Source organism: Aureimonas sp. AU40, from assembly GCF_001463785.1.
Classification (GTDB): domain Bacteria; phylum Pseudomonadota; class Alphaproteobacteria; order Rhizobiales; family Rhizobiaceae; genus Aureimonas.
The window spans coordinates 35,897-58,473 of record NZ_BBWL01000041.1 but is presented as its reverse complement, the minus strand read 5'-3'; the positions used below and the strand labels follow the sequence as shown (position 1 = coordinate 58,473).

Annotated in this window: 22 protein-coding genes; 7 read left to right on the top strand and 15 right to left on the bottom strand. The window is 67.3% G+C overall.

The genetic code is table 11. The features are described 5' to 3' along the window. Nucleotides 1-96 precede the first annotated feature (96 nt). Genes ygfZ through AUL32_RS13840 form a run of 3 tightly spaced genes read left to right on the top strand, consistent with a single transcriptional unit; the run spans nucleotide 97 to nucleotide 2,113 of the window. A complete protein-coding gene (ygfZ, locus tag AUL32_RS13850; RefSeq protein ID WP_062115960.1) occupies nucleotides 97-942 on the top strand; it encodes a CAF17-like 4Fe-4S cluster assembly/insertion protein YgfZ in 846 nt (281 codons plus the stop codon). Next, nucleotides 939-1,601 carry an HD domain-containing protein gene (locus tag AUL32_RS13845; protein ID WP_062115957.1) on the top strand — a complete coding sequence of 221 codons (663 nt, stop codon included), beginning with the start codon at nucleotides 939-941 and terminating at the stop codon, nucleotides 1,599-1,601. The genes ygfZ and AUL32_RS13845 overlap by 4 nt, the downstream gene beginning before the upstream one ends. Next, a complete protein-coding gene (locus AUL32_RS13840) occupies nucleotides 1,598-2,113 on the top strand; it encodes a tyrosine phosphatase family protein (protein ID WP_062115954.1) in 516 nt (171 codons plus the stop codon). Before AUL32_RS13845 ends, AUL32_RS13840 begins: the two co-directional genes overlap by 4 nt. Here the strand turns inward: AUL32_RS13840 and recO are convergent. The 9 genes from recO to rpoZ form a co-directional block, all read right to left on the bottom strand. Further along, nucleotides 2,096-2,830 (bottom strand): DNA repair protein RecO, encoded by a 735-nt coding sequence (recO, locus tag AUL32_RS13835; RefSeq protein WP_062115951.1) that lies wholly within the window; start codon nucleotides 2,828-2,830, stop codon nucleotides 2,096-2,098. The genes AUL32_RS13840 and recO overlap by 18 nt on opposite strands. A gap of 106 nt (nucleotides 2,831-2,936) precedes the next feature. Further along, nucleotides 2,937-3,887 (bottom strand): GTPase Era, encoded by a 951-nt coding sequence (era, locus tag AUL32_RS13830; RefSeq protein ID WP_082659668.1) that lies wholly within the window; start codon nucleotides 3,885-3,887, stop codon nucleotides 2,937-2,939. A gap of 86 nt (nucleotides 3,888-3,973) precedes the next feature. Further along, nucleotides 3,974-4,699, bottom strand: coding sequence for a ribonuclease III (gene rnc / locus AUL32_RS13825; RefSeq protein WP_062115949.1), 726 nt, complete (start codon nucleotides 4,697-4,699; stop codon nucleotides 3,974-3,976). Next, nucleotides 4,687-5,421 (bottom strand): signal peptidase I, encoded by a 735-nt coding sequence (gene lepB / locus AUL32_RS13820; RefSeq protein ID WP_061976445.1) that lies wholly within the window; start codon nucleotides 5,419-5,421, stop codon nucleotides 4,687-4,689. The genes rnc and lepB overlap by 13 nt, the downstream gene beginning before the upstream one ends. Nucleotides 5,422-5,590: 169 nt before the next feature. Beyond that, nucleotides 5,591-5,998, bottom strand: coding sequence for a holo-ACP synthase (gene acpS, locus AUL32_RS13815; protein ID WP_062115946.1), 408 nt, complete (start codon nucleotides 5,996-5,998; stop codon nucleotides 5,591-5,593). Beyond that, nucleotides 5,995-6,591 (bottom strand): DUF2062 domain-containing protein, encoded by a 597-nt coding sequence (locus AUL32_RS13810; RefSeq protein ID WP_062115943.1) that lies wholly within the window; start codon nucleotides 6,589-6,591, stop codon nucleotides 5,995-5,997. The genes acpS and AUL32_RS13810 overlap by 4 nt, the downstream gene beginning before the upstream one ends. A gap of 27 nt (nucleotides 6,592-6,618) precedes the next feature. After that, nucleotides 6,619-7,197, bottom strand: coding sequence for an orotate phosphoribosyltransferase (pyrE, locus tag AUL32_RS13805; RefSeq protein WP_062115940.1), 579 nt, complete (start codon nucleotides 7,195-7,197; stop codon nucleotides 6,619-6,621). 40 nt (nucleotides 7,198-7,237) lie between these two features. Then, entirely contained in the window at nucleotides 7,238-9,418 is a 2,181-nt protein-coding gene (locus AUL32_RS13800; protein WP_062115937.1) for a RelA/SpoT family protein, read from the bottom strand. A gap of 112 nt (nucleotides 9,419-9,530) precedes the next feature. After that, the gene (rpoZ, locus tag AUL32_RS13795; protein WP_061976450.1) at nucleotides 9,531-9,938 is read right to left on the bottom strand and encodes a DNA-directed RNA polymerase subunit omega; all 408 of its coding nucleotides are present in this window, start codon (nucleotides 9,936-9,938) and stop codon (nucleotides 9,531-9,533) included. A gap of 234 nt (nucleotides 9,939-10,172) precedes the next feature. On the opposite strand from rpoZ, the gene AUL32_RS13790 reads away from it, so the two are divergent. Both AUL32_RS13790 and AUL32_RS13785 read left to right on the top strand, forming a co-directional pair. Next, a complete protein-coding gene (locus tag AUL32_RS13790) occupies nucleotides 10,173-10,775 on the top strand; it encodes a LabA-like NYN domain-containing protein (RefSeq protein ID WP_061976451.1) in 603 nt (200 codons plus the stop codon). Next, nucleotides 10,772-11,464: a uracil-DNA glycosylase gene (locus AUL32_RS13785; RefSeq protein WP_062115935.1), complete on the top strand. Its 693-nt coding sequence runs from the start codon at nucleotides 10,772-10,774 to the stop codon at nucleotides 11,462-11,464. Before AUL32_RS13790 ends, AUL32_RS13785 begins: the two co-directional genes overlap by 4 nt. Before the next feature lie 4 nt (nucleotides 11,465-11,468). Here the strand turns inward: AUL32_RS13785 and AUL32_RS13780 are convergent, their stop codons facing one another. The 3 genes from AUL32_RS13780 to dapA all read right to left on the bottom strand — a co-directional run bounded on the left by AUL32_RS13780 (nucleotide 11,469) and on the right by dapA (nucleotide 13,594). Further along, nucleotides 11,469-12,053, bottom strand: coding sequence for a peroxiredoxin (locus tag AUL32_RS13780; RefSeq protein WP_062115932.1), 585 nt, complete (start codon nucleotides 12,051-12,053; stop codon nucleotides 11,469-11,471). 89 nt (nucleotides 12,054-12,142) lie between these two features. Next, complete coding sequence (gene smpB, locus AUL32_RS13775; RefSeq protein WP_061976454.1) at nucleotides 12,143-12,619, bottom strand: SsrA-binding protein SmpB; 477 nt, start codon at nucleotides 12,617-12,619, stop codon at nucleotides 12,143-12,145. Between the two features lie 90 nt (nucleotides 12,620-12,709). Continuing rightward, nucleotides 12,710-13,594 carry a 4-hydroxy-tetrahydrodipicolinate synthase gene (gene dapA / locus AUL32_RS13770; RefSeq protein WP_062115929.1) on the bottom strand — a complete coding sequence of 295 codons (885 nt, stop codon included), beginning with the start codon at nucleotides 13,592-13,594 and terminating at the stop codon, nucleotides 12,710-12,712. 315 nt (nucleotides 13,595-13,909) lie between these two features. Between dapA and AUL32_RS13765 the strand changes: the two genes are divergently transcribed. Next, nucleotides 13,910-16,105: a lytic transglycosylase domain-containing protein gene (locus AUL32_RS13765; protein ID WP_062116828.1), complete on the top strand. Its 2,196-nt coding sequence runs from the start codon at nucleotides 13,910-13,912 to the stop codon at nucleotides 16,103-16,105. Nucleotides 16,106-16,338: 233 nt separating this feature from the next. Then, nucleotides 16,339-18,333 carry a BCCT family transporter gene (locus tag AUL32_RS13760; RefSeq protein ID WP_244497871.1) on the top strand — a complete coding sequence of 665 codons (1,995 nt, stop codon included), beginning with the start codon at nucleotides 16,339-16,341 and terminating at the stop codon, nucleotides 18,331-18,333. Nucleotides 18,334-18,441: 108 nt separating this feature from the next. On the opposite strand, the gene AUL32_RS13755 is transcribed toward AUL32_RS13760, so the two are convergent. From AUL32_RS13755 to AUL32_RS13745, 3 genes are read right to left on the bottom strand one after another with little or no spacing between them, the layout of a single operon-like run. Next, the gene (locus AUL32_RS13755) at nucleotides 18,442-20,160 is read right to left on the bottom strand and encodes a glycerol-3-phosphate dehydrogenase/oxidase (protein ID WP_062115928.1); all 1,719 of its coding nucleotides are present in this window, start codon (nucleotides 20,158-20,160) and stop codon (nucleotides 18,442-18,444) included. Then, a complete protein-coding gene (locus AUL32_RS13750) occupies nucleotides 20,157-20,933 on the bottom strand; it encodes a DeoR/GlpR family DNA-binding transcription regulator (protein WP_062115925.1) in 777 nt (258 codons plus the stop codon). The genes AUL32_RS13755 and AUL32_RS13750 overlap by 4 nt, the downstream gene beginning before the upstream one ends. Beyond that, nucleotides 20,933-22,465 (bottom strand): FGGY-family carbohydrate kinase, encoded by a 1,533-nt coding sequence (locus AUL32_RS13745; RefSeq protein WP_062115922.1) that lies wholly within the window; start codon nucleotides 22,463-22,465, stop codon nucleotides 20,933-20,935. The genes AUL32_RS13750 and AUL32_RS13745 overlap by 1 nt, the downstream gene beginning before the upstream one ends. Nucleotides 22,466-22,577 lie beyond the last annotated feature (112 nt).

The following is a 22,577-nucleotide window of genomic DNA, read 5'->3' as shown; positions in this document are numbered from 1 at the left end:
TGGCGCCGTTCCGTCAGATACGAATGAAGCTTCTAGCGAATGCCCCGGCGCATCGAAACCTCATTTGCCGGGCGCGCCGATATGGGATGCCCGTTCATGCCCTCCGCCCGACTGATCGACCGCGCCGTGCTTCTCGTCTCCGGGCCGGAGAGCCGCCCCTTCCTGCAAAATCTTGTGACCGCCGATCTCGACAAGCTCGCTGCCGGCGAAGCGCGGCCGGCGGCGCTGCTGACGCCGCAGGGCAAGATCCTGTTCGACTTCCTCGTGAGCCTGGATGGCGAAGCGTTGCGCCTCGATGTCGCGACCTCGGCGCGCGGCGATCTCGCCAAGCGCCTGACGCTCTACAAGCTGCGCGCCAAGCTCACCATCGCACCGAGCGACGAGGCAGTGGCAACAAGCTGGGACGAACCGGTGCCCGACGGCGCGCTTGTCGACCGGCGCTTTCCCGCGGGCGTCTATCGTCTCTACGGGCCGGCGGCAGAGGGTGCGGGCGAGGACCGGGAGGGGTTCGAGCAGTTGCGCCTTTCCGCCGGCATCGCCGAAGCGGAGCGGGACTTTCCCGCATCCGACGTCTTCCCGCACGACGTGCTCCTCGACCAGAACGAGGGCGTCTCCTTCCGCAAGGGCTGCTATGTCGGCCAGGAGGTCGTCTCCCGAATGCAGCATCGCGGCACCGCGCGCCGTCGCATCATGGTTTTGCGCACCGAGAGCCATCTGACGCCGGGCGCCGTGGTCGAGGCGGCGGGCAAGCCGATCGGCACGGTTCTCTCGGCGCGCGGCGGGCTCGGCATCGCCATGATGCGCATCGACAAGCTGGCCGACGCGCTTCGGGCCGATCAGACCATCTCGGCCGACGGCGTGCCGGTCGAGGCGGAGGTGCCCTCCTGGGCCGGCTACACCCTGCCCGAGGCAGCGGGCACGCGGGCTGACGGGGACGCATGAGCTCGGCGGGCCTTTCCAACGGCGCCGCGCCGCGCGCGGCCAAGGTGCCGCGCGTTTGGCAGCGCATGCTGTCAGGCCGGCGGCTCGATCTTCTCGACCCCTCGCCGCTCGACATCGAGATCGTCGACATCGCCCATGGGCTCGCCCGCGTCGCCCGCTGGAACGGGCAAACATTGGGCGACCACGCTTTCTCCGTGGCGCAGCATTCGCTGATCGTGGAGGAGATCGTCGCCGCCGAGGAGCCCGACCCGCGCTGGCGGCTGGCGGCGCTTCTGCATGACGGGCCGGAATATGTGATCGGCGACATGATCTCGCCGTTCAAAGCCGTGCTCGGCGGCGACTATCGCAGCGTCGAGCAGAGACTGCAGACCGCGATCCACCATCGGTTCGGTCTGCCCGCCGCGCTGCCCGCCCCGATCGCCCGTCTCGTCAAGGCGGCGGACCGCGTCTCGGCCCATTTCGAGGCGAAGCTCCTGGCCGGGTTCACGGCGGCGGAGGCCAACGCCCTGTTCGGCCGACCCGGCGCGCGCGCGCCGGACGAGGCGCTGTTTCGCCCCCTGCCCGCCGCCGAGGTGGGCGAGGCCTTCCTGCATCGATTCCGCACGCTCGACGGCGCGCTGCGCGCCCAGGCTTCGCTTTCCGAAAAGGCCCGCTCATGACCTATCTCGTCGTTTCCTCCCTCGCCGATCTGCCAGGCACCGTCGCTCAGCATGGCGCGCTCGATGTCGTCACGCTGATCAACGCCGACACGCCGGTAGAGCGGCCGAGTGGGGTCTCCCCTGAGCGGCACCTGTTCCTCGGCATGAACGACATTTCGGCGCCCTCCGAAGGCATGACGCATCCCGGCGAGAACCATCTCGAAGAGCTTCTGGAGTTCGGCATGCGCTGGGACCGGCACCAGCCACTGGCGATCCACTGCTGGGCCGGCATCAGCCGCTCCACGGCGGCGGCCTATATCCTGGCCTGCGCAATCAACCCGGCGCTGGACGAAATGAAACTGGCGCAGGAGCTTCGCCGCCGCGCGCCCTCGGCCACGCCCAACGCGCTTCTGGTCGCCATCGCCGATCGCAAGCTGGGACGCGACGGACGGATGATCGAGGCGATCCGCTCCATCGGCCGGGGCGAGAACGCCTTCAGCGGCACGCCCTTCGTGCTACCGCTGGAGCTCTGAGCCGCGCTCGATCGCGCCCAGCGCGCCCGTGCGCGACGTCGGCTCCTCCAGCGCGCGCGGCTCCCAGACATGGCGCGCCAGGAAGAAGCGCGTCATCCGAAACCCTTGCGCCAGACCCGTCCGGTCCGGCGCCTCGGCCTCACCCGCGAGAAAGGCCGGCAAGGGGAGAAGCCGATCCTTCCAGGGCTCGCCCGCCTCTCGGCTGACCGCTCGGCCGGATTTGGGAGAGACATAGACCAACTCGTCGCGCCGGCCCGACGCCGCGCAGGTCTCCAAATCGAGGCCGAAGCCGAGATCTTCCAGCAGCATGACCTCGAAGCGCAAAATCAGGGCGCCTGCCAGAAGCGGATTTTCGAGATGGGCGACGATGGTCTGGATCGCGTCATAGAGGCGCGGGTGCGGATCGCGCTCGGGCAGGAGGCGGATATGGGCGGCCAGAAGCTGGATGCCGTGGAGCCCGACCGCGCTTTCCATCAGCCGCGCGGCGCGCAGGAGAACCGGCTCGATCGTCATGAAACCGAGATGCTCGTCCAGCCGCGCGCGCCAGGTGGCCTCGATCTGGTTGCCGGGCTGGAGAACCGGCTGGAGCTTGCGCGAGCGCCCACCGCGCACGAGGCCGAGATGACGCCCGCGCTCGCGCGTCATCACCTCCGCGACGGCGCTGGTCTCGCCGTGGCGGCGCACGCCGAGCACGATGCCCTCCTCGCGCCATTCCATGCAGGGTCTTCCGAAACGAAAAGGACCGCGAGGACGCCCCTCGCGGTCTGTTTGTTACTCAGAAATAAGATCGGCGGGACGCGCTTGCAACGCTGCCAAGCGCCGCTCAGGACGAGTAGTCGAGGCCCATCTCGCGATAGCGCTCGGGATCGTCGCCCCAGTTCTCGCGCACCTTCACGAACAGGAAGAGATGCACCTTCTGTTCGGCGGCCTCGGCTATCTCCTTGCGCGCGGCCTGACCGATGGCCTTCACCGTCTCGCCCTTGTGGCCAAGCACGATGGCCTTCTGCGAATCGCGCTCGACATAGATCGTCTGCTCGATGCGCACCGAGCCGTCCGGCCGGCTTTCCCAAAGCTCGGTCTCGACGGTCGAGGCATAGGGGATTTCCTGGTGCAGGCGCAGGAACAGCTTCTCGCGCGTGATCTCAGCGGCGAGCTGGCGCAAAGGCAGATCGGAAATCTGGTCTTCCGGGTAGTACCAAGGACCTTGCGGCAGGCGGCTGGCGAGATACGCCATGAGATCGTCGCAGCCCGAGCCGTTCAGCGCCGAGATCATGAAGACGCGCTCGAAATCGCCCTTCGCGGAGATTTCCTGCGTCATGCCGAGAAGCTTCTCGCGGCGGATCTGATCGACCTTGTTGAGCAGGAGGATCTTGGGCTGCTTCACGTCCTTGAGGCGCTGGAGGATGGTCTCGACCTCCTCGCTCACGCCGCGCTGCGCATCGATGATCGGCAGAACAAGATCGGCATCCTTGGCGCCGCCCCAGGCGGTGCGCACCATGGCGCGGTCGAGCCGGCGCTTGGGGTTGAAGACGCCGGGCGTGTCGACGAAGACGATCTGCGTCCGATCCTTGATCGCGATGCCGCGCACCAGGGCACGGGTCGTCTGCACCTTGTGCGTGACGATCGAGACCTTCGTGCCGACGAGCTGGTTGACCAGGGTGGACTTGCCGGCATTGGGCGCGCCGAGCAGCGCCACGAAGCCGGAGCGCGTCGGGGCGAGCGCGGTCTCGCCTCCCTCGGTGGCAGGCTGGTCGTTCGGCAGGTCGTCGGTCAATCGGCTCTCCTTGAATGGGCCGCGCGGGAGGCGACCTCGGATCATCTTAGCACGGACGGCGCATCATGCGCGGCCCGGCCGGAATTTCAGTCTTCGCCCGAACGATCGGACGCCTGCCAGACACCCTCGCGGAGCAGGATGGTCTCGGCGGCGTTCTGCTCGGCGATGCGCTTGGAGCGGCCTCGCCCTTCGGCTGGCTCGCGATTGGGGACCGAAGCCCGAACGGTGAAGACCGGCTCGTGGTCCGGCCCGCTGCGCTCGATCAGGTCGTAGGTCGGCGGCACGCCGGCCTGCTTATGCGACCATTCCTGCAGCTCGGTCTTTGGATCGCGCCGCGCCTCGCTGACGCTGTGGAAGCGCTCGCGCCAATGGGTCAGGATGAAGCGGCGCGCGACCTCCAACCCATGGTCGAGATAGATCGCGGCGATCAGCGCCTCGACCACATCGGCGCGGATGTTGCGGTTGCGGCCCGCCGCCGCGCGCTTCAAGTCGGCGCCGTGGCGAATGAACTCGGGCAGGCCGAGATCGTCGGCGACGGCCGCGCAGGTCTCAGCGCTTACCAGCGCGTTCAGCCGCAGCGACAGATCGCCTTCGTCGGACTGGGGAAACAGCTCGAACAGCTTTTCCGCGACCGTCAGGCCGAGAACGCGGTCCCCCAAGAACTCCAGCCGCTCGTAGCTGGCCTGCGACCCGGTCTTGGCGAGGCTCGAATGCGTGATCGCGCGCTCCAGCCGCGCGCGATCCTTGAAGCTCAGGCCGAGGCGCTCTTCCAGCCGGTCGAGCGCGGGCGCAGATCCCCTCACCCGAGCCATGTCAGGAGCCGGCTTGGACGCAGACTCGTCGGCCAACGCCACACTTCCAGCGGGGAGGCATCGTTCTCCATGGAGAAGAAGATCACCTGCGCCTTACCGACGAAGTTCTCGAAAGGGACGTAGCCGACGTCGAAGCGGCTATCGAGCGAGTTGTCGCGATTGTCGCCCATCATGAAATAGTGCTCAGGCGGCACGACGAATTCGCGCGTATTGTCGCCGATCGAATCGGGATCGGCGTCGAGCGTGACGTAGCTCACGCCGTTCGGCAGGGTTTCCCGGAACTGCGGGATCTGCGTGCCGCCGCCCGTTACGAAGAAACCCGCCGGCTCCTTGGGCACGGCCTGCCCGTTGATGTAGAGAACGCCGCCCTGCATCTGCACCCGGTCGCCCGGCAGGCCGATCAGCCGCTTGATGTAGTCGGTCTGCGGCTCGCTCGGCTTGCGGAACACGACGATGTCGCCGCGCTCGGGGTCGGAGGCGAGGATGCGCCCCTGGAATAGATCCGGCGAGAAGGGCAGCGAATATTTGGAGAAGCCGTAGCTCCATTTCGACACGAAGAGATAGTCGCCGATCAGAAGCGTCGGCATCATCGAGCCGGATGGGATCGAGAACGGCTGGAACAGGACGGTGCGGATGACGAGCGCCAGAAGAAGCGCCTGGACGACGACCTTGACCGTCTCGCCCCAGCCTTCCTTCTTCTTGCCTGCGGTCCGATCGACCATGCTAAACCCTTCCTGTTTGCCGCCCCGGCCTGCCTTCGCCGCGCAGACGGCTGAGGGCCGCCGAATGAGCGAGGGACATGAGGGGATTCGGCGCAAGACCCGCCACGGAGCCACGTCTGGAACGGCTCTGTAAAGCGTCGGCGGCTCTCAGGCAATCGTTAGAAAATTGTTAAGCCAGCTCTTCCGGCAAGGCTTCGATGATGACGAAGGCCTGGGCCAGCGGAAAATCGTCGGTGATGGTGACGTGGATGACGGGGCGGTGGCCGCTGGGCATGAGCGCCGCCAGACGCTCCGCCGCGCCGTTGGTCAGCGCCATGGTGGGCTTGCCGCCCGGCAGATTGACGACGCCCATGTCGCGCCAGAAGACGCCCTGCGCCAGCCCGGTTCCCAGCGCCTTGGCACAGGCCTCCTTGGCGGCGAATCGCTTGGCGTAGGAGGCCGCGCGCTGGGCGCGCCGGTCGGACTTGGCGCGCTCCACCGGCGTGAACACGCGGGCGACGAAGCGCTCGCCATGCCGCTCCAGGGTCTTCTCGACGCGGCGAATATCGATGAGGTCGCTGCCGATGCCGACGATCATGAGCGCACGTCCGACGGTGTGCGCGCCGCAAGAGGCCGAATGCGGGCGGCGGTGCGCTCATGCGCGCGCCGCGCCCGGCTCGCTTGGAAAGAGGCCGCGCCGAAGCGCACCAGCGCGTAGGTGAGGCCGGCGAACCCCAGACCCAGCGGAATCGAGCCGACCAGCATGGGCTTGAGATAGGGCTCCCAGATCGAGGCGATGTCGAGATGCGTCAGCGCCCTCTCCAGCCCCGGGGGGGCCGAGCCGTCCGGCACCTCGGCGCGCAGGATGGCTCGTCCGACCTCGTAGGTCGAGGCCCAGACGAGTGGGAAGGTCAAAGGATTGCCGGCCAGGCATCCCAGCGCCGCAGCCGCCATGTTGCCGGCGATGCAATAGGCGATGGCGAAGGCCAGGATGAAGTGGAAGCCGAGAAAGGGCGTGAAGGTGGCAAACACGCCCGCCGCCACGCCTGCCGCGATGGCATGGGGCGTAGCGCGAAGGCGCAGGACACGCTTCTGCATGTAGCGCAAGGACCGCCGCCAGGACCGGCGCGGCCAAAGCGCCCCACGCAGGCGCTGCAGTCGTGTTTCAGGCTGGCGCCGCCGGAACAGCATTGGGAACCTAGCTTCCGAGAAGGAACGTCAGAGGGAGCGACTACCCGGCTTGATCGGCGCAATTGCGGCAAGCTCAGGCGGCAGATTGTCCGGATGATAGGCCGGGACTTCATATTGTGCGAGCGAGATCAGTGGGATACCGACATCAGCCTTGCCCGCCGAACGGTCCACCACGCAGCCGGCGGCCAGCACCTCGGCCCCGAGGTCCCGCAGGCAGGTGATCGTCTCGCGGATCGACAGGCCCGTGGTGACGATGTCCTCCACGATCACCACGCGCGCGCCGGCCGGGATTTCGAAGCGGCGTAGGCGGAACGTGCCGTTCTCGCGCTCGACATAGATCGAGGGCGCGCCGAGATGGCGGGACGTCTCGTAGGCGGGAATGAGACCGCCGACGGCCGGGCCGACGATGAAGTCGATCGGCCCCTCGACGCCGGCCCGCAGCTTCTCGGCCAGTGCCTTGCACAGGGTCTCGGTATAGTGCGGATGCATAAAGACCCGCGCCTTCTGAAGAAAGATCGGGCTTCGCAGGCCGGACGTCAGAATGAAGTGTCCTTCCAGAAAGGCGCCCGCCTTGCGGAAGATGTCGATGACGTCGTTCGTGTCCATGATGGTCCGGCCCAGCTTTCGTGTCGATTCCCTGCCGGGCTTAGCCGTTCACACGAACCACGTCTGTCACGCAAGGCTTTCCGCGCAACTGATTGAGCGTGCGCGTCAAATGCTGGAGGTCCCAGACCTCGAGATCCATCACCATGCTGGACACGTCCGGCGCGGTGGCCGCCATGCTCAGGGCGTGGATATTGGCGTCGTTGAGAGCGATCGTCTCGGCGATCTCGGCCAGCGCGCCCGGTTCGTTGAGCGCGGAAAGCTTGACGCGCGCGGGGAAGCGCTGCGTCATCTCGGCGTCGAGATCCCAGCGCACGTCGATCCACCGGTCCGGCACGTCGTCGTACGCGGTGAGCGCCGAGGACTGGATGGGGTAGATCGTGATCCCCTGCCCCGGCTCCAGAATGCCGACGATGCGATCGCCCGGCACGGCGCCGTCCGAATTGAAACGCACGGGAACGTCGCCTTGCGAAAAGCCGTTCGGCCCGCCGTCGAGATGGCCCGGCAGGCGGAACACCATGCCCGCTCCACCCGATTTGAGCGGGAACCAGCCATCGCCGTCCGGCCGGGCGGCAGGCCGGGTGACGCGCGTGTCCTGGAAGTCGGGATGCACGGCGCGGAACACGTCGTTGGAGGCGAGTTCCCCCCGTCCGACCGCCGCCAGCGCATCTTCCACGTCGCGATGTCCGACCTTGGACAGGTAGGGCTTCAGCCCGTCGCGGGTGAAGGTCTTGCCGGCGCGCTGGAAGGTGCGCTCCAGGATCTGCTGGCCGAGGCCGCAATATTGCTTGCGGATCGCAAGGCGCGTCGCGCGCCGGATCGCGGCCTTGGCCTTGCCCGTCACCGCGACACTTTCCCAGGCCGGCGGCGGTGTCGCGGCCTTGGAGCGGATGATCTCCACCTCGTCGCCATTGGCGAGCTCGGTCACCACCGGCATGATGCGCCCGTCGATCTTGCAGCCGACGCAGGTGTCGCCGACATCGGTGTGGACGGCATAGGCGAAGTCGATCGGCGTTGCGCCGCGCGGCAGGGCGATGAGCCGACCCTTGGGCGTGAAGCAGAAGACCTGATCCTGAAACAGTTCGAGCTTGGTGTTCTCGAGGAACTCCTCGGGCTGGTCGCCCTCAGCCAGCATCTCCACGGTGCGGCGCAGCCAGGCATAGGCGGAGGACTCGGTGGACAGCGCGTGCTCTCCGTCCTTGTAAAGCTCGTGTGCGGCGATGCCGTATTCGGCGATATGGTGCATCGCCCGGGTGCGGATCTGCAGCTCGACGCGCTGGCGCGACGGCCCGACGATCGTGGTGTGGATCGAGCGGTAGTCGTTCTGCTTCGGGATCGAGATGTAGTCCTTGAACCGGCCGGGCACGAGCGGCCAGGTGCGGTGGACAATGCCGAGCGTGCGGTAGCAGTCCTCCTCGGTATCGACGAGGACGCGGAAGCCGAAAATGTCGGACAGTTGCTCCAGCGACAGCGCCTTGCGCTGCATCTTGGAGAAGACCGAATAGGGCTTTTTCTGACGGCCGGAGACCTGCGCCTCGATGCCGTTCTCCTTCAGCTTCTCGGTCAGCGTGCGCTCGATCTCGTTGATCGTCAGCGCGTGGCGCTCCATCAGCTCGGCGAGGCGCGTCGAGATCGTCTCGAAGGCTTCCGGGTTCAGGTGGCGGAAGGAGAGCGTCTCCAGCTCCTCGCGCATGTCCTGCATGCCCATGCGCCCGGCGAGCGGGGCATAGATGTCCATGGTCTCCTGCGCGATGCGCGCGCGCTTTTCCGGCTTCATGTGATGAAGCGTGCGCATGTTGTGCAGGCGGTCGGCGAGCTTGACCAGGAGAACGCGGATGTCGTCGGCGATGGCGAGCAGGAGCTTGCGCAGATTCTCGGCCTGGGCGGCCTTCTTGGACACGAGATCCAGGCGCTTGAGCTTGGTCAGCCCTTCCACCAGCTGGCCAATCTTGGCGCCGAAGAGCTGGTCGATCTCCTTGCGGGTGGCGTCCGTGTCCTCGATCGTGTCGTGCAGTAGCGCGACCGCGATCGTCGCCTCATCGAGATGGAGCTTGGTGAGGATGGCGGCGACTTCGAGCGGATGCGAGAAATACGGATCGCCGTTCACGCGCATCTGCGCGCCATGCTTCTGCATCGCGTAGACATAGGCTCTGTTCAGCAGAGCCTCGTCGAGGTTTGGCTTGTAAGCCGCCACGCGCTCGACAAGCTCATACTGCCGCATCATGACCGGACGCCGTCTCCATCATCGAACGAAAAAGGGACGCCGGCCATCGAGCCGGCGTCCCCCAATATAGGTTGCAATGCGGAATCGGAGAAAGGGTCAAACCGCCCGAAGATTAGAAATCTTCGTTCTTTTCCGGCGGGATGAGCCCCTCGATGCCGGCCAGAAGCTCGTCCTCCGACATGCGGTCGAAGGCGATGTTGTCGTCCTCGTCCTCGCCGGCGGTGATGACGCCGTCGGCCTGGGACTCCACCAGCGCGCCGGCGGTCGGCGCGGCCGGCTCGGGCTCGTCCACCTCGACATGCTTCTGCAGCGAGTGGATCAGGTCTTCCTTCAGATCGTCCGGCGACAGGGTTTCGTCCGCGATCTCGCGCAGCGCGACGACGGGGTTCTTGTCGTTGTCGCGGTCCACCGTGATCGGCTGACCCTGGGCGATCTGGCGCGCGCGGTGGCTGGCGAGCAGGACGAGCTCGAAACGATTCTCGACCTTATCGACGCAATCTTCTACGGTGACGCGGGCCATGGCCTGTCTCCTTGGGAACGGGGGCAATGAGCTGAACCGTCCGTGTAGTCTCTTGACAAATGAATCTCAAGGGGCAAGCGGCGCTTTATGCCGTCATCCCGGCCGGGCGTCCTGTTGGCAGGCCGCCGGCATCACCCTATTGTGTGTCCCTGACCGATTGACCCGGCGCGCGGTTCGGCGCGCCGAGGACCCTGCGGCTTTGCCCGGCCTGATCGCCTGACTGGAAAGCGAACGATGTTCGATCCCCGTGAAAAGATCGCCCTCTTCATCGATGGCGCCAATCTCTATGCCACCTCGCGCGCGCTCGGCTTCGACATCGACTACAAGAAGCTCCTGACCGCTTTCCAGAAGCGCGGCTACCTGCTGCGGGCCTATTATTACACCGCGATGATCGAGGATCAGGAATATTCCTCGATCCGCCCTCTGATCGACTGGCTCGACTATAACGGCTACACCGTCGTCACCAAGCCGGCGAAGGAATTCACGGACGCGATGGGCCGTCGCCGGATCAAGGGCAATATGGACATCGAACTCGCGGTCGACGCCATGGAACTGGTGGAGACGGTGGACCATTTCGTCCTGTTCTCGGGCGACGGCGACTTCCGTTCGCTGGTCGAGGCCCTGCAGCGCAAGGGGCGCAAGGTTTCGGTGGTCTCCACCCTCGCCTCGCAGACACCCATGATCGCTGACGACCTGCGCCGGCAGGCCGACCATTTCATCGACCTTCGCTCGCTTCAGGGCGAAATCGGACGCAACCCGGCCGAGCGCGAGGCACGGCTCGCTCGCCGCATCGAGGCCGGCACCGAGGACGCACTGCCGGCGGATGCGCAGGATTGAGCGCGCATCCCAGCCCCGCCACGCAGCCCACCGAGCCCGACGCCGTCGCCCCTCCGGCGGACTGCCCGATCTGCCCGCGCCTTGCCGCCTTTCGCAACGAGTGGCGCGAGCGCGAGCCCGGCTGGCACAATGCGCCGGTGCGCTCCTTCCTGCCTAGGGAAGGCGCGGGAAGCGTGCGGCTTCTCGTCGTGGGTCTGGCACCCGGCGTGCGGGGGGCGAACCGGACCGGCCGCCCCTTCACGGGGGATTATGCAGGCGATCTTCTCTACAGCACGCTGAAGCGCTTCGGCTTTGCGGCTGGGGAGTTCGAGGCGCGGCCGGACGACAGCTTGCGTCTGGTGGGCGCTGCGATCACCAACGCGGTGCGCTGTGTGCCGCCCGAGAACAAGCCGACGGGCCAGGAAATCAACGACTGCCGGCGCTTCCTCTCGCCGACCATCGAAAGCCTTTCGTCGCTTCGCGCCATCGTGACGCTCGGGCGCATCGCCCATGACTCGACGCTTCGCGCGCTCGGGGCCAAGCTGAAAGACGCTCCGTTCAGCCATGGCGGCACGCATGAGGTCGGCGGGTTCCTGGTCGCGTCGAGCTATCATTGCTCGCGCTACAACACGAACACGGGCCGGCTGACGGAGGCGATGTTCCATGACGTCTTCGCAAAGGTGGCCGAGCATCTGAAGGACCGCCCCTAGCTCCTCACATGCGGGGCTGGCTCAGCGCCTCGCGATGCTCGGCCAGCCACTCCGCCACGTCCTCGGCGTTCCGGTCCGGCGGGAAGACGGGGTAGAAGACCTTCACGATCTCGCCATCGCGGGCGATCAGCGTCAGCCGTTTGAACAGCGTGTCGCCGTCCACGTCGAACACCGGCACGTCCAGCATTTCGGCTAGTTCCACCGCGGCGTCGGAGAGAAGCGGGAACGGCAGATGCAGCCGCTCGGCCGCTTCGCGCTGATAGGCGGTGGTCTGCGTCGAAACCCCAAACACATGCGCAACGCCGAGCCTGTGCATCTCGGCGAAGTGATCGCGAAAGCCGCAAGCCTGCGGCGTGCAGCCGCGCGCGCCGGGAATCTCATCCCAGCCGCCCGGCAGGGGCAGGCCCGGGCGCCCGGTCATGGGGTAGAGATAAAGAACGGCCAAGCCCTTGAGCCGGGCAAGATCGACCTGCCCGCCCGCAGTGGAGGACAAGGCCAGGGACGGCAGCCGCCGCCCGGTCAGATGGGCTGCGCCGCCATCATCCAGCGGTGCTTCGAGCCCTTCCGGCAGAATGGTGAAGTCCGTCATGTCGCAACCTCCCGAATGCCAAGGCGGCATGCTGGAGCCGAACGCCCCGGCGCGCAAGGAGGAATGCGCCCTGGTCGGCGCTCAGACGCTCAGTCGCGCCCGCCTTCCTTGAGGACGCGCTGCTTCTGGCGGTTCCAGTCGCGCTCCTTCATCGTCTCGCGCTTGTCGGGCGCGTTCTTGCCGCGCGCGACGGCGAGTTCCAGCTTCGCCCGTCCCTGCTCGTTGAAGTAGATCTTCAATGGCACGAGCGTCATGCCGTCGCGTTGCACCGCGCCGGCGAGCCGGTTGCGCTGGGCAGCGTGGACGAGGATCTTCCGGCGCCGCTTCGGCTCGTGGTTGAAGCGGTTAGCCTGGAGATATTCCGGCACGTTGGAATTGATGAGCCAGATCTCCCCGCCCTCCTCCGTGGCGTAGGATTCGGCGATAGTCGCCCGGCCCTCGCGCAGAGATTTGACCTCGGTGCCCGTAAGCACCAAGCCGGCTTCCAGCGTGTCGATGATTTCGTAGTGGAAGCGCGCCTTGCGGTTCTCGGCGGCGACATTGTTTCGAGCCGGCTTCTTGGCCATGGGTCCGTCCGGTTGCGGGACGGGGCAACTTATCTGCCCCGTCCGCTGCTGATGCTGTGACGCCTTAAGTGAGGGCAGCGCCCGCGTTCGTCAATTCAGGAGGCCGGCATGGCGCAGCGCCGCGTCGATCGCCGCCTCGGTCGAGGCCTCGATCGGCACCAGCGGCAGGCGCACGACGTTGCGGCCCTTGCCGAGGCGCGACAGGGCGTATTTCGTGCCGCACAGACCCGGCTCGATGAAGATCGCCTTGTGCAGCGGCATGAGCCGGTCCTGGTATTCCAGCGCCTTGGCGAAGTCGCCGCTGAGGCAGGCGTCCTGGAACTCGGCGCACAGGCGCGGCGCGACATTGGCCGTCACCGAGATGCAGCCATGGCCGCCATGCGCGATATGGCCGAGCGCGGTCGCGTCCTCGCCCGACAGCTGGATGAAGTCCGGACCGCAGGTGATGCGCTGCTCCGACACGCGGTCGAGCTTGGCGGTGGCGTCCTTGACGCCGACGATATTGGGGAAGTCGTGCGCCAGACGGCCCATCGTTTCCGGCGTCATGTCGATCACCGAGCGGGGCGGAATGTTGTAGATGACGATGGGCTTGGTCACGGCGCGGGCGATCGCGGCATAGTGTTCGTAGAGGCCGCGCTGGGTCGGCTTGTTGTAGTAGGGCGTCACCACCAGAATGCCGTCCGCGCCGGCCTCCTCGGCTGAGCGGGCGAGGTCGATCGCCTCGACCGTGTTGTTGGAGCCCGCGCCCGCGATCACCGGCACGCGGCCGGCGGCGGTCTCGATGCAGAGTTCCACCACGCGCTTGTGTTCGGCATGGGTCAGCGTCGGGCTTTCGCCCGTGGTGCCGACGGGAACGAGGCCGTGGGTCCCCTCCGCGATCTGCCATTCCACGAAGTCGCGAAACGCGCCTTCGTCGACGCTGCCGTCGGCGGCAAAGGGGGTCAAGAGAGCCGTCATCGAGCCCTTGAAGGTCATGTCGTCACTCCCGGCGACCGAATGAGGAGAAGGTCCGCCGCGCGAAGCGCAAGAGCCGGCAGCTTTCGACCATCCGCGCGGCCACCGGGCGACACTGAAGCGCACTCGGCCCGCTTACGGACGCGGCACCATAATAAAGCCGCCGAACGGAGACAAGCGACAACGAAGCGGCGACACACGCCGCGCGACTCCCTCGCCCGGAGGCGAGCGATGGCAACGGGCATGGTTTACGAGTTCTTCATCGCGTTGATGGAAAGTCTGACGAACCGGCGCCTTTCGGGGCGCCTCTGTGATGGCAATGCAACGGGACGACCCATGAGAAACGCGATCCGCGCCAAGGCTCTTCTTCTGCCCGTCGTCATGGCGGCGCTGATGGCCGGTTCGGCGAATGCGGAATCGCTGCTCGACCGCATCCCGATGCCGAACTTCAAGATGCCGACGCTGGGCCTGGGGCGCGAGCGGCCCGCTCCCGAGCCGACGCCGGAGCGCTTCGGCGCGCCGCCGCCCTCCGGCAACCCGTTGCTGCGCCAGCCCGCCGCCCCGGCGCCGCGCGCTGCCGCGCCAGCCGACGCCACCGCCTTCACCTCCTCGATCGCCGCCATGGGCTCTCGCGTATCTAGCGTCGCGCCCATGCGAGGCGACCTGAAGGACGGGCTCGACGCGACTTGGCGCGACATCCCCCGCGCGTTGGCGATCCGCGAAGGCATGACTCCCGGCTCGCTCGACCGGCACATCCTGTCCTGGGCCATCGCGCTGCGAGGCACGACCGACGTGCCCGCCGCCGAGATCGCCCACACCGCCATGGAGCTGCGCGGCTGGCCCGGCATGAAGACCATCCGCGCCAATCTGGAGCGCGCGCTGAACCGCGAGCGGATGCGCGCGCCCGATGTCGTGGCCGCCTTCGCGCAGGACGCGCCGCAGACACCGGAAGGCGCCATGGCGCTCGCCCGCGCCTATATCGAGCTCGGTCAGGCCGGCAAGGCCAAGGCGCTCGTCGTCCAGTCCTGGCGCACGGGCAAGTTCGACAAGGCGATCGAGACGCAGATGCTCTCGAACTTCGGCGCGCTGCTGACCAGGGCGGACCACAAGGCCCGCATGGACATGCTGCTCTACGGCGACCGCGTTTCGGACGCGCAACGCGTCGCCTCGCTTGCCAACGCCGAATCGCTGTTCCGCGCCCGCGCCGCCTCTATTCGTGGCGAATCCAGCGCCGACGCCCTGCTGGCCAAGGTGCCGGCGAACCTGCGGTCAGACCCCAGCTATCTCTTCACCGCCGCCGAGAACCTTCGCAAGAAGGATCGCATCGCGGAGGCCGCAGCACTGATCGAGCGCGCCCCGCGCGACCGCGCCAGCCTGGTCGACCCCGATGCGTGGTGGAACGAGCGGCGCATCATCTCGCGCATGCTTCTGGAGAAGGGCGACCGCAAGGCCGCCTACCGCATCGTCGCCAACCATTCCGCCGAAGGCCAGACCGAGGCGGTCGAGGCCGAGTTCCATTCCGGCTGGTACGCGCTGCGCTATCTTAACGATCCCGCGACGGCGGCCAAGCATTTCGGCCGCATCCAGCAGATCTCCTCGCGCCCCCTGTCGCAGTCCCGCGCCTTCTATTGGCTGGGCCGCGCGGCGGAGGCCGGCGGCCCCGGCAGCGCGCGAACCTATTACGAGCAGGCCGCACGCCACGCCGCGACCTTCTACGGCCAGTTGGCCGCCGCCAAGCTCGGCCGCAATCCCGGCCCGATCGCCTATCCCCGCCCGTCCGACAACGAGCGCCGCACGTTCGAAAGCCGCGAGGCGGTGCGCGCCATCAAGCGGCTGGAGCAGATCGGCTCGGAAAGCCGGGCCGACGCTTTGTACAAGGCGCTGGCGGACGATCTGACCAGCCCCGGCGAACTTGCCATCCTATCCTCCATGGCGGAGCGTCGCGGCGACCATGCGCTGGCGCTCACCGTCGGCAAGACCGCCTATGGGCGCGGCGTCAACGCCCCGGCGCTGGCCTTCCCGGTCGGCGTCATTCCCGAAAGCGCCAACATCTCGGCCAGCGGCAAGGCGCTCGCCTACGCCATCGCGCGCCAGGAAAGCGCCTTCAACCCGCGCGCCAAGTCCCCGGTCGGCGCGCTCGGCCTGCTGCAGGTCATGCCGGCCACGGCCAAGGGTCTCGCCAAGAACGCCGGCCTTCCCTATTCCGAGACGCGGCTCCTCAACGACACGTCCTACAACGCGCTTCTGGGCAGCCAGTATCTCGGCCAGCAGATCTCGAATTTCGACGGGTCCTACATCCTGACCTTCGCGGCGTACAATGCCGGTCCGCGCCGGGCGCGCGAATGGATCGACCGGTTCGGCGATCCGCGCGGCCAGAACATCGACAAGGTCGTGGACTGGATCGAGCTGATCCCCTTCACCGAAACGCGCAACTACGTGCAGCGCGTGATGGAGAACTATCAGGTCTACAAGATGCGCCTCGGCGCCGGCTTCGACATCGAGCGCGACCTGACGCAGGGTCGCCGGGGCTGATCGCCGGCGATCCGACCGCCCGCAAGGGCGAGCCAACGACCATTCGCCTGTCTTATGAGGAAGCCCGCTCGCGCACCGTCGCGGGCGGGTTTTCTCGTGCCGGGAAGGGCCGCCCGATCACCCTTCGTGGCGAAAAAGTGTTCCCATGACCGGATCGCGGCCTAGATCTGATGGCTGTCGCGCCGATCTTCCGGGCGCGGAATCGCTTTTCTCGTCCATGGAATGCCCTGCCCTTGCCCACATCGACCCTCAACAGGCCTGTCTTCTTCACGGCCAGCGCCATCATCGTCCTGCTTGCCCTCGTGGGCGTCGTCTATCCCGACGATTCCGCCCGCATCTTCTCGGCCGTGCAGGGTTTCGTTCTGGAAACCTTCGGCTGGTTCTATCTCCTGGCCGTCGGCATTCTGGTCGTCACGGTCCTCTTCCTGGCGGTGAGCCGCTACGGCACGCTGAAGCTCGGGCCAGACGATTCCGAGCCGGACTATCCCTATGTGTCCTGGCTCGCCATGCTGTTTGCCGCCGGCATGGGCATCGGCCTCATGTTCTATGCCGTGGCGGAGCCGATCCTGCATTATTCCGTGCCACCGGAAGAGGCGCCGGGCAGTTTCGCCGCCGCTCGGCAGGCCATGTCGATCGTCTATTTTCACTGGGGCATCCACGCCTGGGCGATCTATGCCGTGGTGGGCCTGTCGCTCGCCTATTTCTCGTTTCGCTACAACCTGCCCCTCACGATCCGGGCCGGCTTCTACCCGCTGATCCGCGAGCGCATCTATGGGCCGATCGGCCATGCCGTGGACATCTTCGCCATCTGCGGCACCATGTTCGGCATCGCGACCTCGCTCGGCCTCGGCGTTCTGCAGATCAACGCAGGGCTGAACTATCTCCTGGGCGTGCCGCAGACGCCCTGGATTCAGGTCGGGCTGATCGCGCTCGTCATGGCGATGGCGACCGCCTCGGTCATCTCAGGCCTCGACAAGGGCATTCGGCGTCTTTCGGAGGGCAATCTCCTCCTCGCCATCGTGCTCATGCTCTTCGTGCTCGTGGTCGGGCCGACGGAGTTCCTGTTCCGCGCCTTCGTCCAGAACACGGGCACTTATCTTTCCGGCTTCGTGGAGCGCACGTTCAAGCTCTATGCCTACGAGCCGAAGAACTGGATCAGCGACTGGACCCTGTTCTACTGGGCCTGGTGGATTTCCTGGTCGCCCTTCGTCGGCATGTTCATCGCGCGCATCTCGCGCGGCCGCACGGTGCGCGAATTCGTGGTGGGCGTCCTGTTCGTGCCCTCCGCCTTCACCTTCTTCTGGATGACCGTGTTCGGAAACACGGCGATCTCATTGGACATGGGACCGGCCGCCGGGGCGATCGCGCGCGCCGTGGGGGAAGATATCTCGGTTTCGCTGTTCCAGTTCTTCGAATATCTGCCCTGGACGCTCGTCACCTCGACGCTCAGCTGCGCCCTCGTTGCGGTCTTCTTCGTCACCTCGGCCGATTCCGGCTCCATGGTGATCGATACGATCGCAGCCGGCGGCAATTCCAACACGCCGGTCTGGCAGCGCATCTACTGGTGCGCTCTGGAAGGGCTAGTGGCTGCGGCCCTGCTGCTCGCGGGCGGCCTTGGCGCTTTGCAGACCATGACGCTGATCACAGCCCTGCCCTTCGCCTTCATCCTTCTGCTTCTGGCCTTCGGGCTCGTGCGCGGCATGCGGGCGGACATGGCGCGGCTGACCGCCCATCGCGAGGCCCGTCCCGCCATCCGCGCCCGCTCGGCGGGATGGCAGGCGCGGCTCGGCGCCATTCTCTACCAGCCGACCAAGCGCGACATCCTCGCCTTCATCGAGCGCACCGCCGCGCCGGCATTGGAGGAGGTCTGCCGCGAGTTGAACAAGCGGGGTCTCGACGCCGCTACCGAGCGGGACGAGGACGGCGGCGCGACGCTGACCGTGCGATCCGAGGCGACGCGCAACTTCGTCTATGGCGTCAATCCGGCGGCCCGGCCCGCCATGGTCTTCTCGGCCGCCGACGCCTCTCGGCCGGAAGCACGGCGCGAGCAGGTCTGGGCCGCGCGCACGGCTTTCTCCGATGGCACACGGGGATACGACGTCGCCGATTTCAGCCGCGACGATCTGATCTCCGACGTGCTGGCGCAGTTCGAGCGCTACCGCGTGCTGACGCAGGCGCCGAGCACCTCGCTCTATACCGGCTCGCCGGACCCGGCGCCGGCCACGTAGAGCATCTCCCGGCAAAACGAAGACGCTTTGCCGGGCTAAGCGATAGACACCGGAAATCGAAAGCATCACGGTCGGGAGGGCGGCACGCGCCCTCCCGTCCATGCTCCGTCAGAACGTCACGCCATGGAGCGTGGTGAGGACCTGCCTCGTCTGTTCGCATTCCGCGATCTTTCGCTCCTCGCTCCAGCCCAAGACCTCGGCGGCGACATCCGCCAAACGCGCGAGCAGGTCGCCCGTCACCTCGCCCCGAACGGCCAGCGTCGTGCGACGCAGGACGAGATCGGTGAGATGCAGCACGCCCTCATGGCGCAGGAGATAGTCGAGCTCGGACAGGCTGTAGCTATCCGCCCCCAGCAGACGATCGGAATCGCTCCACCGGCCGCGATGCGCGGCAATGGCGAGCGCCGTGGTTCCATAGCGCGACAGGAGTTGGTCGATGCGCGCGGGCGCGAGCCCGGTTTCCCCGGCCGCGCGGGCGATGAAGGCGTCGCGCGCCTTTGCGTCGGCCGGAAAGTCGCGTCCACCGCCGATCGGCAGATGCTGCGTGGAGACGCGGCGGCTGCGGTCAAGCCGGCCGAGGATCGTGTCGGCGACTTCCTCAGCGAAGCCCCGGAAAGTCGTCCACTTGCCACCGACCAGCGAGATGATGGGAAAGCCGCGCCCCTCGGCCGGCTCGATCACCGGCGCGGAATGATCGCGGCTGATAAGGCCCGGATTGGACGCGTCGGAGGCCGGCAGCGGCCGGATGCCGCTATAGGTGTAGACGATCTGGCCGCGATCGAAGGACAGGCCCGGCAACAGACTGCGCAGGCTGTCGAGGAAGTAGTCGATCTCCTCCGCCTCGCAGCGGACCTCGTCCGGGTTGGCGGCCTTGATGTCGGTCGAGCCGACCAGCGCCCGGCCGAGATAGTCGAACACGAGGCAGATGCGCCCATCGTCCGCCTCGAAATAGATCATCCTCCCCGCGAGCTGGCGCAGGAGTTCGGGATGGTCGAGCAGGATATGCGAGCCTTTGGTGCCGCCGATCAGCTTCGACGGCGCGCCGAGCGCTGCATTCACATGGTCGATCCAGGGACCGGCCGCATTGACGGTGATGAGAGGCCGGACGGACAGCCGCCGCCCGTCCGGCGCGCGGAAGGCGACGCCCGAGTCTTCCGCGCCGATCAGCTCCGCGCCATTGGCCGCCGCCGAGCGGGGCGAGACGCGAAGGCCATCCTCGACCAGTTCGAGCACGAGGCGCTCGGGTCGGGCAATCTTGGCGTCGTAGTAGAGGCCGGTCGCCTTGATGGCGGGCGTCAGCATCGGCATGTCGCGCAGCGACTTGGCTCGGCCGGAAAGCGTGTGGCGCGGCATGACGCGGTGGCGCGCGCCGTAGAAATCGTAGAGCGCCAGCCCGATCTTGACGAGAACCGCGCCCCGGCTGCGCGGCGCGGTGGTGGAGCCCAGCAGCGTGCGCAGCGCTGCGCCGATCCCCTTGGTCCAGGAAAAGGCGGGGATAATCGTCGGCAAAGGCTCGACGCAGTGGGGCGCGTTGCGCAGGAGCAGGTTGCGCTCCAGGGTCGATTGCGCGACGAGGCCGAACTCGCCCGTTTCCAGATATTTCAGCCCGCCATGGATGAGGCGCGAAGGCGCGGCGCTGGTCCCCGACCCGAAGTCGCCCTTGTCGAGAAGGACGCAGGTCAGCCCCTGCTCGCAAAGGTCGCGGAACAGACCGGCGCCGTTGACGCCCGCTCCAAGGATGAGAACGTGCACCTCCGCCCCGTCGAGCGCGGCGAGACGTTGCGGGTCGAAGAGCGAGGCGGATCGGGGCGTCGCGTTTACGTTCATGCGGGGTCGGTCTCCACGAGACGAAGCGGAATGCCGGAATCCTCCAGCGCGCGGGCGGTCTGCGGCGCGATGGCGGAGCTGGCGAGGACGGTGTCGAAATCGGCGAGATCGGCGAAGAGATGCAGGGCGGTCTTGCCGAACTTGGTGGAATCCAGAAGCAGGAGGCGCCGGGCGCTGGCAGCCATCATCGCCTGCTTGGCGCGCACCATCTGCCCGTCCTGGATGAAGGCGCTGCGACCCGACACGGCCGAGGCCGAGCAGACCAGCACATCGGCCCGCAGCCGCGCCACCGCGCTCTCGCAGACATGGCCGATAAAGGCGTCGTAGGTCGGGTGGTAGTGACCGCCGAGGCAGATCAGGTCGATCCCCTCGCCATGCCGCACACGCTGGGCGACGCCGAGACTGTTGGTGACGACGGTCAGCGGCGCGCGCGTTTCCAAAAGTGGCGCGAGGGCGCTGGCGGTGGTGGAATCGTCCATCATCACCACCTGCCCCGGCTCGATCAGTTCGAGCGCCGCCCGGGCAAGCGCCTGCTTCTCTTCCGGCGCGACGGTCTCGCGGTAGCGGAACAGGCTCTCGTAGATGCCGCTCGGCTGGGCGGACACGGCACCGTGCAGCTTGCGCAGAACGCCCTGCGCGGCCAGTTGGTCGATATGGCGGTGGACGGTCATGCGGGAGACGCCGAACTCGGCGACGAGATCGTCGATCCGGACCTGGCCGCGCGCGATGACGAAGCTCGCGATCTCCTCCCGCCGCGCGTCGCCCTTGCCCATCAGGGCCGCCCCGGAGAAGCCGCGCCGATCGCCTCCAGTTCGAGCCAGTAAGGCTTCATCGCCTCGGCCAGCCGGGTGAAGAGGCCGAAGCGCTCGTTCATCTCGGCCGCGCGTCGGGCATCGGGCTCGAAGGTGCGCGTCACCACTGAGAGATCGCGCGGGTCGGCGAGCGGCGAGGCGTAGAGGCCGACGGCCGCCCCGGCGCAGAGCGCCGCGCCGAAGGCCGCCGCCTCCTCCGTGCCCGGCACGCTGACCGGCATGGCGAGGACATCGGCGAAGAGCTGGGCGAAGGCGGGGTTGCGCGAGCCCCCGCCCGTCAGCATCGCGCTCTCGAAGGGAAAGCCGTCGCGCAGCGCGTCGACATGGGTGCGGTGGTTGAAGGCTATCCCTTCGAGCACCGCCCGCAGCATGTCGCTTCGGTCGTGCCAGCCATGAAGGCCGAGAAAGCTCGCGCTGGCTGCGTCGCCATGCGGCGAGCCGAAGAGATAGGGATGGAAGAACAAGGTGGAGGGCCGCGCGAAGGCTGCCTCCATCTCGCCCGCCAGAACCGCGTGAATCGACTGGCCGGCCTCGATCGCGGCTTTCTGGTCGCGCTCGCAGAGCCGGTCGAGGAACCAGTCGTAATTGGCGGTGGAGGCCGGCGAGATCGACATGCTGTTCCAGCGGCCGGGCTCGATGGCGTTGCGGCAGAACCAGCGCGGATCGGTGCGCGGCGCCTCGCTCACCACTTCGTTGATGGAATAGGTGCCGGCGACGATGCCCACGCAGCCCGGCCGATGCGCCGCGATGCCGAGCGCCGAGGCCGTCACGTCATGCAAGCCGGCCGCGACGGGCGTGCCCGCGACAAGACCCGTGGCCTCGGCGGCCTCGCGCGTCACCGCTCCGGCGATCTCGCCCGAGCCGAGCATCGGCGGCAAAGCCGAACCGAGCTCCGAAAGCCCGAACAACTCGAGCGCCTCGGCCGAATAGATCTGCGTGCGAACATCGGTGAAGGACGTACTCGCCTCGGTCCGATCGGTGCCGACCTCGCCGGTGAGGCAGAAGCGCAGCCAGTCCTTGCAGGCGAGGACATGGCCGATCGCCGCGAAGGTTTCCGGCTCTTCCGCCTTCAGCCAAGCGAGCAGCGCGGAGGGAGCCGAAACATGCGGCGTCTGCCCGGTCAGCGCGAGCGCCTTCTCGAAAAGCGGCCCCTGGCGCCAGGCAGCGACCAGATCCAGCGCCCGGCTGTCGAGCGACAGGATGCCGGGCCGCAGCGGGCGCCGGTCGCGATCGAGGAGATAGACCCCGTCGCCATGGGCCGTCGCGGCGACGGCGCGAATATCCTCCGCCGGCCGGCCCGACAAGGCGATCGCCTCGCGAATGGCCTCGGCGGTCGCCGTCCAGAGTCCGGCGGGATCGCGCTCCACCCAACGCGGCCGGGGCATGGACTGCGGCACCCGCCGCCGCGCGACGGACAGCTGCGTTCCATCGATGTCGAAGACGACCGCCTTGGTGACGGTCAAACCATTGTCGATGCCAAGCAGGCTGGCCATGGGCGATCTCGCGAAGGACAGGCAGCCTCCCCGGCCGCACCAGACCCCGAATGTATCACCTGATGCCGATATTGTAACAGATGAGTCCGATCATTTCGCCATTTTCGTCCCA